The sequence below is a fragment of the Thalassospira mesophila genome, assembly GCF_002115755.1.
GTDB lineage: Bacteria > Pseudomonadota > Alphaproteobacteria > Rhodospirillales > Thalassospiraceae > Thalassospira > Thalassospira mesophila.
Genome location: NZ_JFKA01000004.1, coordinates 286,079 through 301,183, shown reverse-complemented (window position 1 = coordinate 301,183; position 15,105 = coordinate 286,079). Strand labels below are relative to the sequence as shown.

Genomic DNA, 15,105 nt, shown 5'->3' with positions numbered 1-15,105 from the left:
GGAGAAAACAGATGAAATATACCGGGAAATTGCGTTTGACGCTTGCTGGCGTTCTGATGGCCGGGGTGGCCTTCGGGGCGACAGTGGCACAGGCCGCACCGATTAAAATTATCATGTCCGATGATTCGGCAAAAGTCAGTCTGAAGGGGCAGACCTTTGAAAAATTTGCCGAAGAAATAAGAAATCGCCTTGGCGACAAGGTGGTTGTTGATCTGCAGCATTCCAGCACCCTGTTTGCACAAAGCGAACAGGTGCAGGGCTTGCAGTTAAACGCGGTGAATTTTATCGCGCCGACAACCGGCACCTATGCCAGCCTGGCAAAGGGCATGAATGCCTTTAACCTGCCGTTCTTGCTCGATACGCCGGAAAAGTTTTCGGCAGCGATGAAGGACGAAACCATCCGCAACATGTTTGTGCCCGCCCTTGAAGCCAAAAACGTCGAGCCGGTTGCCTTCTGGATCAATGGTCCGCGTGTTTTGGGCTATACCGGGACCAAGGCTGTGCTGACCCCGGCTGATATTGCCGGTATGAAAATTCGCGTTCAGTCGGCACCGGTTTATGTCAAAACCTTTGCGGCTGTGGGTGCCAACCCGGTCAGCGTGAACTGGGGTGAAGCCCCGACCGCCTTGCAGACCGGCGTGATTGACGGTGCCGAAGTGACCCCGAATGCGTGGAAGGGGTCTGGCATGTACGAAATGATCGATCATTTGACCCTGACCAACCACATGTATTCATACTACATGGTTGGCACCAGCAAAAGCTGGTGGGATGGCCTGCCCGATGATGTGCGGACCGGCATTGCCGACGCCCTGAAAGCAGCCACCGACTGGAACATTGAAAACGGCCTGAAAATGAACAGCGACGATGTCGAGTTCATGCGTCAGAAGGGTGTTGAAATTCATACCCTTGATGATGCCCAGCACGCACAGTGGGTGAGCAAGATGAAGCCGGTCTGGAAAGAACTTGGCGAACCGCTGGTCGGCAAGGAAGTGATGACCCGCCTGAAAGAAATTGCCGGCGCTGCCGACTAGTTCTTTTAACCATCACGATGATTTATGCAGCGACCCGGTTTTGCCGGGTCGTTTTGCGTTTGGGTTATCCGGCTTTGGGTGCGGCGTTAAAAAAGTCCTGAACGATTGTCAGATACTGGTGCGCGATCCGCGACAACGGTGTGGCCTTGTTGAAAATGGCGCAGGCTTCCACCTCGATATTCATAAAGGTCGGTACGGCGATCAGGTCGGGGTAATGGTTGTCTGATAAAAGCGAGGTATCAAGAATGCCAATGCCGATGCCCGAATTGATCAGGTCATAGGCCTGCAAAGTGCCGGTTTCGACCTTTGGCGATACCGGAATATCATGCTGGCGCAGCGCACGATTAAGGGCATTGCGCAAATAGGTGCCCGACCGGTTCAGGATCAGGTTTTCGTCGCGCAGGTCTTCGGGTTCCACGCGGGATTTTTGCGCCAGACAATGATCAGCGCGAACCACACATTCGAACTTTATTTTCTTAAGTGCGATATATTCCAGCGTCGAATTTTCGCGCGCACCATAGACAAACCCCACATCAAATGCCCCCATACGGATGCTGTTGACCACTTGGGATGATTGCCCGGAATGGATTGAAACCGTGGCCTTGGGGAAATGTTCGCATAACAGTTTGATCGTCGGGGCAACAAAATGCTGCGACATCGAGGGCAGGGACTGAACCGACAGAAAAGCAGAATCCCCTTCGGCGATATTGACGATTTTTGTTTGCACATGATCAAGATGCTGAAACATCCTGTCGACCTCGGGCAACAGCTTGATGGCCTCGGGCGTGGGTGACAGGCCAAAGGCACTGCGTTCAAACAGGATCAGGCCAATGGAATCTTCTAACCGTTTTAAAAGACCGCTGGCGGTGGGCTGTGAAATGGCAAGTTCGATCGACGATTTGCTGATCGACCCGGTCAGCATGATCGAGCGAAACAGCTCTAATCCGCGAATGCTTGCCTTCATCTGCCGTTCCCCGTTCATACCCGTTAGGGCGCATATACACCGATATTGGCCCAAAACCAATTTATCGAACCTGGCCGCGGGCCGCAAATGCCCTTTGTTTGGCATTTTGTGCGCAAGGGGCTTGATAAGACAAAGGGAATTTATTTGAAAAACCGGCGTGCAATGGCCCGTTTTTTTGATTTCAGGCCTGACAGGGCAGGTGAAAATAACGTATCCTTCGTCGCATTGGATCGATTCAAATTCGGGCATGCCCCGAATTAAAAAAATCATCAGGAGGAAGACCATGTCATCGGACTGGATGCCTGACGCATCGCGTTATGAACAGATGGCCTATCGTCGTTCGGGCCATAGCGGCCTGCAATTGCCGCAAATTACCCTTGGCCTTTGGCAAAATTTTGGCGGGGTTGATGTTTACGAAACCCAGCGCGCCATGATCCGCCGTGCCTTTGATCGCGGGGTAACGCATTTTGATCTGGCCAACAATTATGGCCCGCCCCCCGGTTCGGCCGAGGAAAACTTTGGCCGCATCCTGGATCAGGATTTGCGCGCACATCGCGACGAACTGATCATTTCAACCAAGGCCGGTTATCGCATGTGGCCCGGCCCCTATGGTGAATGGGGATCACGCAAATATCTGATTTCCAGCCTTGATCAAAGCCTTAAGCGGATGGGGCTGGATTATGTCGATATTTTCTATTCCCACCGGGTAGACCCCGACACCCCGCTTTATGAAACCATGAGCGCGCTAGACCAGGTTGTCCGTCAGGGCAAGGCGCTTTATGTTGGCATTTCGTCCTATTCGGCTGAAATGACGCGTAAAGCGCAGGCGATTTTGAAAGAACTGGGCACACCCTGTGTTATTCATCAACCCAGTTATTCAATGCTGAACCGCTGGGTCGAGGAAGAAGGGTTGCTTGATACCCTGTCCGAACTTGGCATTGGTTGCATTGCCTTTTCGCCGATGGCACAGGGGCTTTTGACCAACAAATACCTCAACGGTGTGCCAGAAAACTCCCGTGCGGCCCAAGGGGGCTCGTTCCAGTCATCGATGTTGACGGACGATAATATTTCACGGGTGAAGGCGTTAAACGACATTGCCCAGCGCCGTGGGCAGACCTTGGCGCAAATGGCCATTGCATGGGTGCTGCGTCGCCCTGAAATTACCTCGGCACTGATTGGGGCGCGTCATGTCGAACAGCTTGATAACAGCCTTGATGCCCTTAAAAATCTGGATTTCAGCACCGAAGAACTGGTGGAAATTGACAAATACGCCACCGATGGCGGGTTGAACCTGTGGAAACGTTCGTCTGATTCCGCTGTTGATGCCTGATCAGCTGATTGTCGTAATTTGACAGAACCGGCATTCCTTCACGGGATGCCGGTTTTTCTTTGCTTGGCCGGTTTTTAAATCAATCGCCCATCGGTACGGTTCCGGCCAGTTCGCGCAGGGTATCAATCACGGCTTTGGCCCCCGCACTTAGCGGCCGGTCTTGCAACCATGACAGCATAACCGTGCGCGCCATGCCGGGCTGCACAATGCGCCGGGCTTTCAAACGCCCGGTCGACAATTCCGCCACCAGCGATGATCGGGGCAACACCGTATGCCCCAACCCGCGATGCACCAGATCGACCAGAACCCGCAGGGCATCGGCCTCAACCACGGGCATCAGGGGTCGACCGGCACGAAAGGCGGCTTCCTGCATTTTGGCGCGCAAGCCGTGTTTTGGGGTGGGCATAATCAGCGGCAGGCGCACCACATCTTCAAAGGCAATTTCGGTGGCATTTTCGGGCACCTGGGACGGATGCGAAATTAAAAACAGGTCTTCACGCCATAAGGGTTCGGAATGCAGGCTGCGCGAAATCATGCCATCATGCAATGCCCCCACATCAAGCCGCCCCGAAAGCAACCCTTCCTGTATATCGCCAGTTAAATCTTCGGCAATTGACAGGCTGAGTTCGGGGTAACGCTCGCGTACCGCTTCGACCAGCGCGCCGGTAATCACGATGCCCGCACTGGGTGGCAGGCCAATATTGACATGGCCCGTTACATGGTCGCGCCGCTCGCTTAAATCGGCTTCGAGGCGGGCCAGATCGCCCAAAATTACCCGGGCGCGTTCGGCAAGGATCCGCCCGGCCTCGGTCAGTTTAACCCCGCGTCCGGTGCGTTCGAGCAACTGGGTGTTCAGGTTTTCTTCAAGCAGGTTCAACTGGCGGCTCAGGGCCGGTTGCGACAGGTTTAACCGGTCTGCCGCGCGCGACAGGCTACCCAGTTCGGCAATGTGAATAAAACTGCGAAGCTGTTTGATGTCCATGATGTGCGGCTTATGGTGAACGGGATCGGATTTTACTAATGATATCAACAAAACTGATATCTGCTAACATTTTATTCGAATTGAATAATGTCTGTACCGGCGTAGGATAAGGCCAGAGAGAGATCGGAGCCCCCATGACCCCCACATCATCCACATTGACAGGTAAAACGCCTGCCAGTGATGTTTCTGCGTCGTCGTTAACTGCCGCCGCGAATGTTACCGATGCCCAAAATGCCGCCCGTGTGCAGCGCGATGCCGAGGCGGCAAAGGCCAAAGTGGCACGATCAGCCCTGATTTTGGTGTTGCTGGCGACCTGTGCGCTGGCGATGAAGGGGCTTTTGGCCAAATTTGTTTATGCCACCGGCATGACGGTCGACGGGCTGTTGCTGCTGCGGTTTTTAATCGCCATGCCGTTTTTCTGGTTCGGCGTGTGGATGTTTGGCAAAAACCGCCCCGGTGAACGGGCCATGCGCCCCGCTGATATGATTTGGGGGGCCGCCTATGGCGGGTTGTTCTTTTCGGCCTCCCTGTGCGATTTTACTGCCGTATCGATCATTGATGTCACGGTATCGCGAATTGTTTTGTTCAGCTTTCCCGCCATTGTCATGATTTTGGAAGCCCTGCATCGCTGGCGGTTTCCACCCTTGCGCCAGATATTCTGTTTTCTGATCACGTATTGCGGGCTGATTTTGGTGGTCGCCCCCAACGGGGTGTCGCTGGTGTCGGACCATGTATGGCAGGGGGTGTTCTGGTCGTTTGCATCGGCATTGACCTATGCCTGCTATCTGTATTTCAGCCAGCGTAAAATCAATGTCATCGGCTCGATGCATTTTTCGGCCCTGATCAATACCGTGGCCGGAATATCGATGGTGATTTACGAATTGATTGTCGAAAAACCGCTGCATTTGAACATGAGCGGCGTTTTGTGGACGGCAGGGATTTCGATTTTCTGCACCGTTATTCCGTTTTTCCTGCTGTTTGAAGGCATTCGCCGCATTGGCGCAACACAGGCGTCGCTTATTTCGCTTTCCGGCCCGGCATTGACATTTTTTGCCGCTTGGCTGTTTTTGGGCGAAACCCTAAGCCCCATACAATTGGCGGGCTTTGCTGTGGTGATGGTTGGTGTGGCGTCGCTTAAAAACAAAATGACACTGGCCGGGTTCGGGCGCTTGCTGGCACGGCCCTTTCAAGGGCCTGCTGCATAATCGGTCGGCCAAAATTCGCATGATTTAAGCAAACAGGCCATCTGGTAACGGGGGCCTGTTTGTTTGATTTTGGCGACTGGCGGTTGCCGGAAAATGCGGCAAATTTCAATAAATGCTAATCGCATGTTCGGGCAGGCGTTCGCCGCGCCGCCATTTTAACGGGTCGATAAATTTACCGGCCCATGCCCCTTTGCGTGCGGCCTTGGCGGCTTGTTGGGCGGCGGTATAGGCCGGCATGTTATCGTCGCGTGCCACAGCCCAGCCCATGCTGATCAATTGCAGGCCAATGTCGACACCATTGGCATTGCGGCAAATCGCCATGTTGCGTTTATAGCGGTTAATCGCTTTCATTTCGCACTGGATCGGCGTTTTGGTGATCAGGTTAACAATGGCTTCCCATGCATCGGCACCGCACGCGGTACTTTGCCCGCCAATCACGCATTTCTGAAAACGCTCCAGGCTATCTGCACCATATAAATCCACCCGCTTGAAACCAAATTCCAGCGTATCGCCATCAACCGCGCGCGGTTTGCCCGACAGCGGGCCAAAATGGCTGTCCGCCTGTGCGCAAACGCCGGGCAGGGCGATAAGTGATACAGTCGCGATCAGGGCCATTGCAGCCCGCACTGTGCTGCGCCCCATACCATTGCCGCGCATCCGCGATGCTTGATCGCAGCGGGTGGCAAGTAATGTGCCGGTTATGGCGGTTTGGCGGGTGGGGGGCGTGCTGCCTTTTGGCATTTGCAGTTTCCTGATTGCGGCCGATACGGGGGCGGCAGTGATGTCTTTAATAAAGGTCGCTGTAGCGGATTTCGCCAAGTTGGGCGAAAATAATTTTCCAGTCCTGATCCACACGCAACAGGGAAAAGGCATAGTCGCAATCAAAAATAAGATCGTTGTTTTCGTTGCCGAAACGAAAAGACACCACGGCCCGTGCGCCGCCGGGCAGGGCGGAATGTTGCTCAATCAGCATGGCCTTGCACATGGCAAGGCGCGCCTGTTTAAGTTCGGCAATAAACGGTGTGTGGTATTTGGCAAGGTCATCGGCGCTGGCAATGGCATGCACACCGCCCAGATCATTGATCAGGCAGGGAAGATGAAAAAACGGTTCCAGCGTTTCGGGGCTCAGCTTTAAGTGGGCATCGCCATAGCGGTGAAAAAAACTCGTCAGGTCTTCCATGGGCGTTTTCCTTTTTCCTCACCGCCATGCCCGATCATTACCCTATGTGGCAATCAAATCAAGCCAGCCTTGTTCGTCCAATACCGTAACGCCAGCTTCTGCTGCCTTCTTTAGTTTGGAACCCGCACCCGGTCCTGCAACCAGATAATCGGTTTTTGCCGAAACCGACCCGGCAACCTTCGCCCCCAGGCTTTCGGCCTTAACCTTGGCTTCGTTGCGCGAAAACAGTTCCAGCTTGCCGGTAAAAACCACGGTTTTGCCACTTACCGGGCTGTCCACATTGGCCGGGGCCTCTACATCGGTGATGGTCAGTTCCGATTGCAAATCGTCCAATACATCGCGGTTATGGCTTTCGGCGGCAAATTCCAGCAAATCATGGGCCACACCAGGGCCGATCTGGTCAATATTGATCAATTCGCGCAGGGCATCGCTATCGGCAGTCTGGGCATCGACCATTGCCTGTCGCCATGCCGTGATCGATCCATAATGCCGGGCCAGCAATTTGGCCGTTGCCTGGCCAATCTGGCGAATACCCAGCGCATAAATAAAGCGGTCAAGCGCAATGGTGCGGCGTTCTTCAATACTGGCAAACAGTTTTTCGGCCGACTTTGGCCCCCAGCCTTCGCGTTTGGCCAGTTCTTCGCCGTGATTGGCTTGCAGGCGGAAAATATCGGCCGGTTGTTTCACCCAGCCCAGATCGTGAAACGCTTCAATATGTTTGCCGCCCATGCCCTCAATATCAAAGGCGTTGCGCGAGACAAAATGTTTAAGCCGTTCCACCGCCTGTGCCGGGCAAACCAGCCCGCCGCTACACCGGGTAACAACTTCGCCTTCTTCGCGCATGGCGTGGCTGCCGCATTTGGGGCAGGTATCGGGGAAGTGAAATTCCGCACTGTCGTTCGGGCGTTCTTCGGGCACATAGCCCAGAATTTGCGGAATAACATCGCCCGCACGTTGAACCGTAACCAGATCACCAACCCGCACGCCCAGCCGTTCAATTTCATCGCGGTTATGCAAGGTGGCGCGCGATACCACAACACCGCCCACAGTCACCGGTTCCAGATGGGCAACCGGGGTAAGTGCGCCGGTGCGGCCAACCTGAATTTCAATCGCGTTCAGGCGGGTTTTGGCCTTTTCCGCCGGAAATTTATGGGCAATCGCCCAGCGCGGCGAGCGGCTGACAAAACCAAGGCGCAGTTGCAGCTCAAAATCGTTGATTTTGTATACAATGCCATCAATATCGTAATCAAGCTCGGGCCGCTGATTACCCAGTTCTTCATAAAACGCCATAATTTCATCGGCATCATGCAGCATCCGGGTAAAGGGATTGGTGACAAAACCCCAGCCTTTGATCTTTTCGATAAAGTGCCAGTGGGTGTCGGCCAGGCTTTCGGATAACTCGCCGAAGCTATAGGCAAAAAAGCGCAACGGGCGTTTGGCGCTAATCGCGGGGTCAAGCTGGCGCAGTGACCCGGCGGCGGCATTGCGCGGGTTGGCAAAGGTTTTGTTACCCGCCTCGCTTTGGGTTTGGTTCAGTTTTTGAAAATCCGACCGCGACATATAAACTTCGCCGCGAATTTCCACTACGGCCTCGGGGGCATCATCGGGCAGGGTACGCGGGATATCGCCAATATGGGCGACATTGGCGGTAACATCTTCGCCCTCGGTGCCATCGCCGCGGGTGGCGGCACTGACCAGTTGCCGGTTTTCATAGCGCAGCGATAGTGACAGGCCGTCAATTTTCGGCTCGCCGACCAGTTCAACCGGGCTGTGTGCGCTCAGGCTTAAAAAACGGCGAATACGGGCCAGAAAATCAACAATATCCTCGCGCGAAAAGGCATTGGCCAGCGACAGCATCGGGCGCGCATGTTTAACCTTGGCAAAACCTTCGGCGGGGGATGCGCCCACTTCCTGTGTCGGGCTGTTTTTTTTCAGGGTCGGATAATGGCGTTCAAGATCGATCAGGCGGCTAAACAGCGCGTCATATTCCGCATCGGGCACCAGCGGTTCGTCGTTAACGTAATAGGCGGCGTTAAACGAGCGGATATTTTCGGCAATTTCCGCATGCTGGCGGCGGGCTTCGCCGCTGGTTTCGGGCATATCGGGCAAAATGCCGGTGCTGCTGTTGCCGGTTTTTTCCGGGGTGCCTTGGGCGGTTTCGGACGCTGTTTTATCGGCGCTCATGTCGTGTTTTTTCCGTTCCAGATTGCGGGCCGTCGGGTGCCGGTGGATTTGCTCTTTTAAAATACAGGGGCGTTTCTGGCGAGGGGTAGTTCCCGGTTTTTAAGCCCTGCTGACAAATGTGGGTACAAGCCTGACCGGGGGGCAAGCACCGCCCCCGGTCAGGCTTACCGTTATCAGGCAGGCAGGCCCAGCAAACTATCGGCGGCGGCGCGGGCCTCGGCGGTAATGGAATGACCGGCCAGCATCCGGGCGATTTCTTCGCGCCTTGCATCCTGTACCAGTTCGTTTACCCGTGTCACCATGCTGCCCCCGTCTTCGCGTTTGGCGATGTTAAGGTGCGTGCGCCCACGGGCGGCCACCTGCGGGCTGTGGGTAATCACCAGAATTTGGCGTTCCTGTGCCAGCAAATGCAACCGTTCGCCAATTGCGGCGGCTGTTGCCCCACCCACACCGCTGTCGACTTCGTCAAACACCAGGCTGGGCACGGCTGATACACGGGCCAGAACCACTTTTAACGCCAGCAAAAAACGCGATAATTCGCCGCCCGATGCAATTTTGTTAAGTGGTCCTGCCGGGCTGCCGGGGTTGGTCGAAACGGTAAATTGCACCCGATCCAGCCCGTCTGGACCCCATTCTTTTTCGTCAAGTGCGACAATGTCGGTAATAAAACGGGCCTTGTCCATGCGCAGGGGCGGTAATTCGGCGTTGATGGCACCATCCATTTTGGCGGCGGCCTTTTGGCGGGCGTCATGCAGTTTTTGTGCAGCCTCGATATAGGACTGTCGGTATTTTTCCCCGGCCAGTTTAAGGCGGTCGAGTTCCTGTTCGCCAAATTCCAGTTGTTCAATCTGGCGGCGGAAATCCTTCATCAAATTATGCAGGCCATCGGCGGGGACATTGTATTTGCGCGCGGCGGCACGCAAGGCAAACAACCGTTCTTCGACACTTTCCTGATGGCCCGAATCAAGGTTTAAATCGGCCTTGGCGGCCGAAATGGCCCGCATGGCTTCTTCCAGCTCAATCGCGGCCCGGTCCAGCGCCTCGATAATCGGTTCAAACCGGCCTTCAGCCTTTTCCAGTTCGCGTTCAAGATGGCGCTGTGCCGATCGAATGGCACTTTCGGCCCCTTTGCCGCGCGACAAATCGTTTTCGGCATCGCCCAGTGCGGCAACCAGTTTTTCGCCATGCATTAAAAACTGGCGTTCTTCGGCCAGCTGTTGTTCTTCGCCTTCTTGCGGGGCCAGTTTTTCAAGCTCGTCTACCGCATGGCGCAACCATTCTTCTTCTTCGCGGGCCTTGGTAATGCGGCTTTGAGCAGCGGTGAATTCTTTTTGGGTGGCACGCCAGTTGCGCCAATGGTCGCGCACTTTAAGGGCTGCCTGCGACAGGTTGCCGTGGGCATCGAGCGTTGCGCGATGGGTGGTCGGGTCCAGCAAACCATGCTGGTCAAACTGGCCCTGAATTTCGACGCAAAAATCGCCAACATCGCGCAGCACCCCAATCGAAACCGACTGGTCGTTAATATAGGCGCGCGACCGGCCATCGGCGGTGACGACCCGGCGAACGACCAGATCATCGTCTTCGATGTCGATATCATGCTGGTGCAACAGGCCAAAAACCGGGTGCCCGGCGGGAAGAGTGAAGGTGGCGGTGACGCTGGCTTTGTCATTGCCGTGGCGCACAAGGCCGCTATCGGCGCGCGCGCCAAGGGCCAGTCCCAAAGAATCGAGCAAAATCGACTTCCCGGCCCCTGTTTCCCCCGTCAGAACACTTAGCCCTTCATGGAAATCGAGGTCCAGTTTATCGATCAGGACGACATTGCGAATGCTAAGGCGTCGAAGCATGTTGGCATACTGGCGTTGTTTCAACGAGACGCAGAACAGGACGAGAACATTGCGTCAAATGCACAGTGCCGAAACATTGACACGCTTGCAAGCCCTGCGCGCTAAATATGTGTGCAGGGCCGTAAAATTTCGCTGTTTTCGGCGTTAAAAAACGTGAAATTGCTTAGAACAGGCTGGAAATTGCGCCGGTGGTGGCATCCCACCAGCCTTCGTCGGCACCATCAGCGGTTTTCTTGTCCAGCACCAGATCATACGAATCCTTGTACCATTCACTTCCGGGGAAGTTATAGCCAAGAACCGAAGCCGTTTTCTGGGCTTCGCCGGTCAGGCCCAAGGCAAGATAGCACTCTGTCAAGCGTGACAGGGCTTCGGGCACATGGGTTGTCGTCTGATAGTCGCTGACAACCTTTTTAAACCGGTTGATTGCGGGTAAAAAGTCGCCGCGATCCTGATAATAGCGGCCAACGCTCATTTCCTTGCCCGCCATATGGTCGACGGTGAGGTCTTTTTTCAGCTTGGCGTCGCGGGCATATTTGCTGTCAGGAAAACGACGAATAACGTCGTCCAGACTTTGCATGGCGTTTTCGGTCATCTGCTGATCGCGGCGCACATCTGAAATCTGTTCGTAATACGACAGGGCTTTCAGGTAATAGGCATAGGCGGCGTCGGCATTGGCAGGGTGCAACGAAATAAAACGATCCAGCGCGCTGATCGCGTCGTCATATTTGTTGTTCTGATAATAGGAATAAGCCGACATCAAGGTCGCTTTGGTCGCCCAGACCGAATAGGGGTGCTGGCGCTCAACCTCGTCAAAGGCCTTGGCGGCTTTCTGGTATTCCTTTTGGTCCAGCAAATTCTGAGCGGTATTGTAAAGTTCCGCCACAGGTCTTTCGACATATTCCGGTTCTTTGGTGCTCGAACACGCAGCCAGCATAAAAGCCAGGCCGCAAACGGCAATCAGATGTTTCGCGTGAGCCGAACGAGGCAAGGTTGCAATCCTTAATTCTGTCTGCGGTCGTGCTGAAACCCATCGGATTTCGCTGGTGTGGCCGGACTATATCACGCCAATACCGCCTGTGGGCAAGTGCTTGAATCACTGATTTTGCCATTTTCCGTGCTTTTCTGAAAAATGCCGCGCGACGAGGGCGGTTTTATGGGCGCGAAACAGGCAGAAAAAAGCAGGCAAGCCGCAAAAGCGACTGCCTGCCAAATGCCTGCATCATGGTTTTCAGGCAGAAGCACGTACCGGTTCGCTGGCGGTCAGCGATGCGGTGCGCATCGGCACCAGACGCCACGCGGTCGAATCGGCGAACAGGGCCTTTAACAACATGTTATTGACCATATGGCCCGATTTATAGGCGGTAACCTTGCCCTGCAACTGGTGCCCGGCGGCATAAAGGTCGCCAAGGGCATCCAGAATTTTATGACGGACAAATTCGTTTTCGTAACGAAGGCCTTCTTCGTTCATGACCGAATCACCCGACAGCACAACAGCATTTTCAAGCGAGCCGCCAAGGGCGAGGCCGGCACTGCGCATGGCTTCAACTTCATGCAGGAAGCCAAATGTGCGCGCACGCGCGATGGAGCTGACAAACACACCGTCATCAAAGGCAACCGACAGGCGCTGGTTGGCAATCGCCTTGCTGGCAAAGTCGATTTCAAAATCGATCGCGAACCCGTCAGCAGGTTCTACCATGGCGCGGCAACCGTTATGTTCGACTTCAACCGTTTTTAAAACTTCAACCACCATGCGCGGGGCATTTTGTTCTTCAATGCCAACGCAATCGATCAGGAAGGTAAACGGGGCCGAACTGCCATCCATCACCGGAACTTCGTCAGCATCAATATCGATCAGGATATTGTCAATCCGCTGTCCGGCAAGGGCGGCCATCAGATGTTCAATCGTGCCAATCTTGATCCCGGCGTCAAGGTCGCCAAGGCAGGTGCAAAGACGGGTATCGATGACTTCATCATACAGGGCGGCAAATTGCGGCTTGCCCGGCAAATCAACCCGGCGAAAAACCACGCCGTGGTCAACCGGGGCCGGGTGCAATGTGATCTGGATTTTCTGACCGGAATGCAAGCCCACACCGGCGCAACCGATTGACGTTTTAAGACTGCGCTGCGACACGACAGACGAGGTCGCGGCGCGCTGGTCATTCAATGCGGTGCTGATCTCGGCGATATTATTCACGGGGAACCCCCAGACAAATCAGGTTGTATCACGATGATGATTTATCGGGCTGCGTGTCGGCCCGTTTGCTAGGGTCACAAACTAACCGTCGGGCCGCAATGCGGCAAATCACTCTTTGTTACGCTTTGTAACGTGGTAAAATATATTTATTATCAATTAGTTAGTTCGAAATTTGGCATTGCAGCATGGTCGTTTTTACTGGGTCGGAACACCCTGATGTCTACGTATTTACACGTATATTTCCACTAAAAAAGGGGGAAGGCCAAAACCTTCCCCCTCTTCGCGCGGAGAGGTGTCGTCAGTTGGCCTGACGACGCAGGAAAGCCGGAATTTCCAGAAGGTCATCAGACGTCGAAGACGTTTTAACCCGGGAAGCTGGATCGGCTTTCAGTTGGGGTCGTGCATCATCACCCAGCGACAATTCGGTCTGGCGGGGTGCGGGTGCCTGTGGCTGCGGGGCAGCGTGCTGGCGCGGGGCGGCTTCGCCGTCGGCCTGGTGCTGTCCTTTGCCAAACAGGTTACGAATGCCACCAAACCGCGGGCGAGTGCCGTGGTTATTGTCGGCGGCGTCGTAAACATCGGGTTCGCCGCGTGCCGGGGCATTGTCGGTCGGGCGGGCAGCACGGGGCGGAATAAACGGCATGTCGCCGTTTTCATCGGCAACGTGCTGGCGCGGTGCGCTGGGCTGCGGCTGTTGGGCACGCGGGGCCTGGCGCAGGGCCGGGTTGGGTTTTAAAACGGTCTGGCCCAGTTCGATCGAACCGGTCTGGCCGTTATCGGTGGCCGGGTTGGACAGGCCGGGCTGCTGGGCATTGCCGGTTGCGGCAAAACGTTCAGCAGGCATGCCTTCAACCGACGATCCGCCAGCATAGTCATCCTGCCCGCCAAAGGCTGCGGCAGGCATATGTTCAGCCGGGGCCTGCTGTGGTGCCTGATGACCAAAACCGGCATTCGGTTTTGCTGCAACGGGTTTGTCAGAGCGGGCTGCCGGTGCCAGCGGAATGGTGGTTGGCTTCGGGCGGCGCACATCTTCGGCATCAATGCCGGTTGCGACGACAGAAACGCGCAGGCCACCTTCAATCGACGGATCAAAGGTCGACCCGAAGATGATATTGGCTTCAGGATCGACTTCTTCGCGGATGCGGTTGGCGGCTTCGTCAACTTCATACAGCGCCATGTCCATGCCGCCGGTGATGTTGATCAGAACCGCACGGGCACCCTTCATCGATGCATCTTCAAGCAGCGGGTTGGCAATGGCGGCTTCGGCGGCCTCCAATGCACGTTTTTCGCCCGTTGCTTCGCCGGTGCCCATCATGGCTTTGCCCATTTCGCTCATTACGGTGCGAATATCGGCAAAGTCAAGGTTCACAAGGCCCGGAACCATCATAAGGTCGGTGATGGAACGTACGCCATTGCGCAGCACATCGTCGGCCATCTGGAAGGCATCTGCGAAAGTGGTTTTTTCGTTGGCAACCCGGAACAGGTTCTGGTTCGGGATAATGATCAGCGTATCAACATATTGCTGAAGCTGTTCAATGCCCTGTTCGGCGGTGCGCATCCGGCGCGTTCCTTCGAAATGGAACGGTTTGGTGACGACACCAACGGTCAGGATCCCTGCTTCCTTGGCGGCGCGCGCAATCACCGGAGCCGCACCGGTACCTGTACCACCACCCATTCCGGCGGTAATAAATACCATGTGGCTGCCTTCAAGCTGCGCCAGTATTTCTTCAATCGATTCTTCGGCGGCCGCACTGCCGGCATCGGGCCGGGCGCCAGCGCCAAGACCTTGCGTAATCTGCCGGCCCAGCTGCAATTTGCGGCTGGATTTGCTTTGGCTGAGTGCCTGCGAATCGGTATTGGCAACGACAAAGTCGCAGCCTTCAAGTTCGGATGCGATCATATTGTTGACCGCGTTGCCACCGGCGCCACCGACGCCGATCACAGTAATTTTTGGTTTCAAATTTTCTTCCGCTTCTGGTACGGAAAAATTAATTGTTGGCATGTTTGCTCTTCCTTCTCCGCGCTTAGGAGTCTGGGCCAAAGAACGGCCTTCCCTTTGCCGAAATTAGACCCGTGCTGATCTTTTACAGGCGAAAGAGTTAGTGCGATGTTAATGACAACGTTAACCGGCGAAAAATTTTCATTTTTTTCCATTTTCCGGCCAAAGACCTTGTAACACGGCATGTCCGGT

At 55.1% G+C, this 15,105-nt stretch carries 12 protein-coding genes; 3 read left to right on the top strand and 9 right to left on the bottom strand.

Translation table 11 applies throughout. The annotated features are described in order from the left end of the window. Positions 1-11: 11 nt before the first annotated feature. Positions 12-1,031, top strand: a complete 1,020-nt coding sequence (locus TMES_RS11545) for a TRAP transporter substrate-binding protein (protein WP_085582600.1) — start codon at positions 12-14, stop codon at positions 1,029-1,031. Positions 1,032-1,095: 64 nt separating this feature from the next. On the opposite strand, the gene TMES_RS11540 is transcribed toward TMES_RS11545, so the two are convergent. Next, positions 1,096-1,995, bottom strand: a complete 900-nt coding sequence (locus tag TMES_RS11540; RefSeq protein ID WP_158091229.1) for a LysR family transcriptional regulator — start codon at positions 1,993-1,995, stop codon at positions 1,096-1,098. Positions 1,996-2,278: 283 nt separating this feature from the next. Between TMES_RS11540 and mgrA the strand changes: the two genes are divergently transcribed. Further along, on the top strand, positions 2,279-3,325 hold the full coding sequence (mgrA, locus tag TMES_RS11535; RefSeq protein WP_085582596.1) for an L-glyceraldehyde 3-phosphate reductase: 1,047 nt from the start codon (positions 2,279-2,281) through the stop codon (positions 3,323-3,325). A 79-nt stretch (positions 3,326-3,404) separates the two neighbouring features. Here mgrA and TMES_RS11530 read toward each other — a convergent pair whose 3' ends face one another. After that, a complete protein-coding gene (locus TMES_RS11530) occupies positions 3,405-4,307 on the bottom strand; it encodes a LysR family transcriptional regulator (protein WP_085582594.1) in 903 nt (300 codons plus the stop codon). A 134-nt stretch (positions 4,308-4,441) separates the two neighbouring features. Between TMES_RS11530 and TMES_RS11525 the strand changes: the two genes are divergently transcribed. Then, the gene (locus TMES_RS11525) at positions 4,442-5,512 is read left to right on the top strand and encodes a DMT family transporter (protein ID WP_085582593.1); all 1,071 of its coding nucleotides are present in this window, start codon (positions 4,442-4,444) and stop codon (positions 5,510-5,512) included. A gap of 105 nt (positions 5,513-5,617) precedes the next feature. Here TMES_RS11525 and TMES_RS11520 read toward each other — a convergent pair whose 3' ends face one another. The 7 genes from TMES_RS11520 to ftsZ all read right to left on the bottom strand — a co-directional run bounded on the left by TMES_RS11520 (position 5,618) and on the right by ftsZ (position 14,916). Further along, positions 5,618-6,253, bottom strand: a complete 636-nt coding sequence (locus TMES_RS11520; RefSeq protein ID WP_143589634.1) for a thermonuclease family protein — start codon at positions 6,251-6,253, stop codon at positions 5,618-5,620. 46 nt (positions 6,254-6,299) lie between these two features. Next, positions 6,300-6,692, bottom strand: coding sequence for a hypothetical protein (locus TMES_RS11515; RefSeq protein ID WP_085582591.1), 393 nt, complete (start codon positions 6,690-6,692; stop codon positions 6,300-6,302). Between the two features lie 42 nt (positions 6,693-6,734). Beyond that, on the bottom strand, positions 6,735-8,804 hold the full coding sequence (gene ligA, locus TMES_RS11510; protein WP_085582868.1) for an NAD-dependent DNA ligase LigA: 2,070 nt from the start codon (positions 8,802-8,804) through the stop codon (positions 6,735-6,737). A 245-nt stretch (positions 8,805-9,049) separates the two neighbouring features. After that, positions 9,050-10,720 (bottom strand): DNA repair protein RecN, encoded by a 1,671-nt coding sequence (gene recN / locus TMES_RS11505; protein ID WP_085582589.1) that lies wholly within the window; start codon positions 10,718-10,720, stop codon positions 9,050-9,052. A gap of 163 nt (positions 10,721-10,883) precedes the next feature. Further along, a complete protein-coding gene (locus TMES_RS11500; protein WP_085582587.1) occupies positions 10,884-11,708 on the bottom strand; it encodes an outer membrane protein assembly factor BamD in 825 nt (274 codons plus the stop codon). A 240-nt stretch (positions 11,709-11,948) separates the two neighbouring features. Continuing rightward, a complete protein-coding gene (lpxC, locus tag TMES_RS11490; RefSeq protein WP_085582583.1) occupies positions 11,949-12,914 on the bottom strand; it encodes a UDP-3-O-acyl-N-acetylglucosamine deacetylase in 966 nt (321 codons plus the stop codon). Between the two features lie 298 nt (positions 12,915-13,212). Continuing rightward, positions 13,213-14,916 (bottom strand): cell division protein FtsZ, encoded by a 1,704-nt coding sequence (gene ftsZ, locus TMES_RS11485; protein WP_085582581.1) that lies wholly within the window; start codon positions 14,914-14,916, stop codon positions 13,213-13,215. Positions 14,917-15,105: the final 189 nt, after the last annotated feature.

Excerpts from the sequence above, each read along its gene's own strand:
- TMES_RS11545 (WP_085582600.1), top strand. The coding sequence starts at position 12 with ATGAAATATACCGGGAAATTGCGTTTGACGCTTGCTGGCGTTCTGATG.
- TMES_RS11540 (WP_158091229.1), bottom strand. The coding sequence starts at position 1,995 with ATGAAGGCAAGCATTCGCGGATTAGAGCTGTTTCGCTCGATCATGCTG.
- mgrA (WP_085582596.1), top strand. The coding sequence starts at position 2,279 with ATGTCATCGGACTGGATGCCTGACGCATCGCGTTATGAACAGATGGCC.
- TMES_RS11530 (WP_085582594.1), bottom strand. The coding sequence starts at position 4,307 with ATGGACATCAAACAGCTTCGCAGTTTTATTCACATTGCCGAACTGGGT.
- TMES_RS11525 (WP_085582593.1), top strand. The coding sequence starts at position 4,442 with ATGACCCCCACATCATCCACATTGACAGGTAAAACGCCTGCCAGTGAT.
- TMES_RS11520 (WP_143589634.1), bottom strand. The coding sequence starts at position 6,253 with ATGCCAAAAGGCAGCACGCCCCCCACCCGCCAAACCGCCATAACCGGC.
- TMES_RS11515 (WP_085582591.1), bottom strand. The coding sequence starts at position 6,692 with ATGGAAGACCTGACGAGTTTTTTTCACCGCTATGGCGATGCCCACTTA.
- recN (WP_085582589.1), bottom strand. The coding sequence starts at position 10,720 with ATGCTTCGACGCCTTAGCATTCGCAATGTCGTCCTGATCGATAAACTG.
- ftsZ (WP_085582581.1), bottom strand. The coding sequence starts at position 14,916 with ATGCCAACAATTAATTTTTCCGTACCAGAAGCGGAAGAAAATTTGAAA.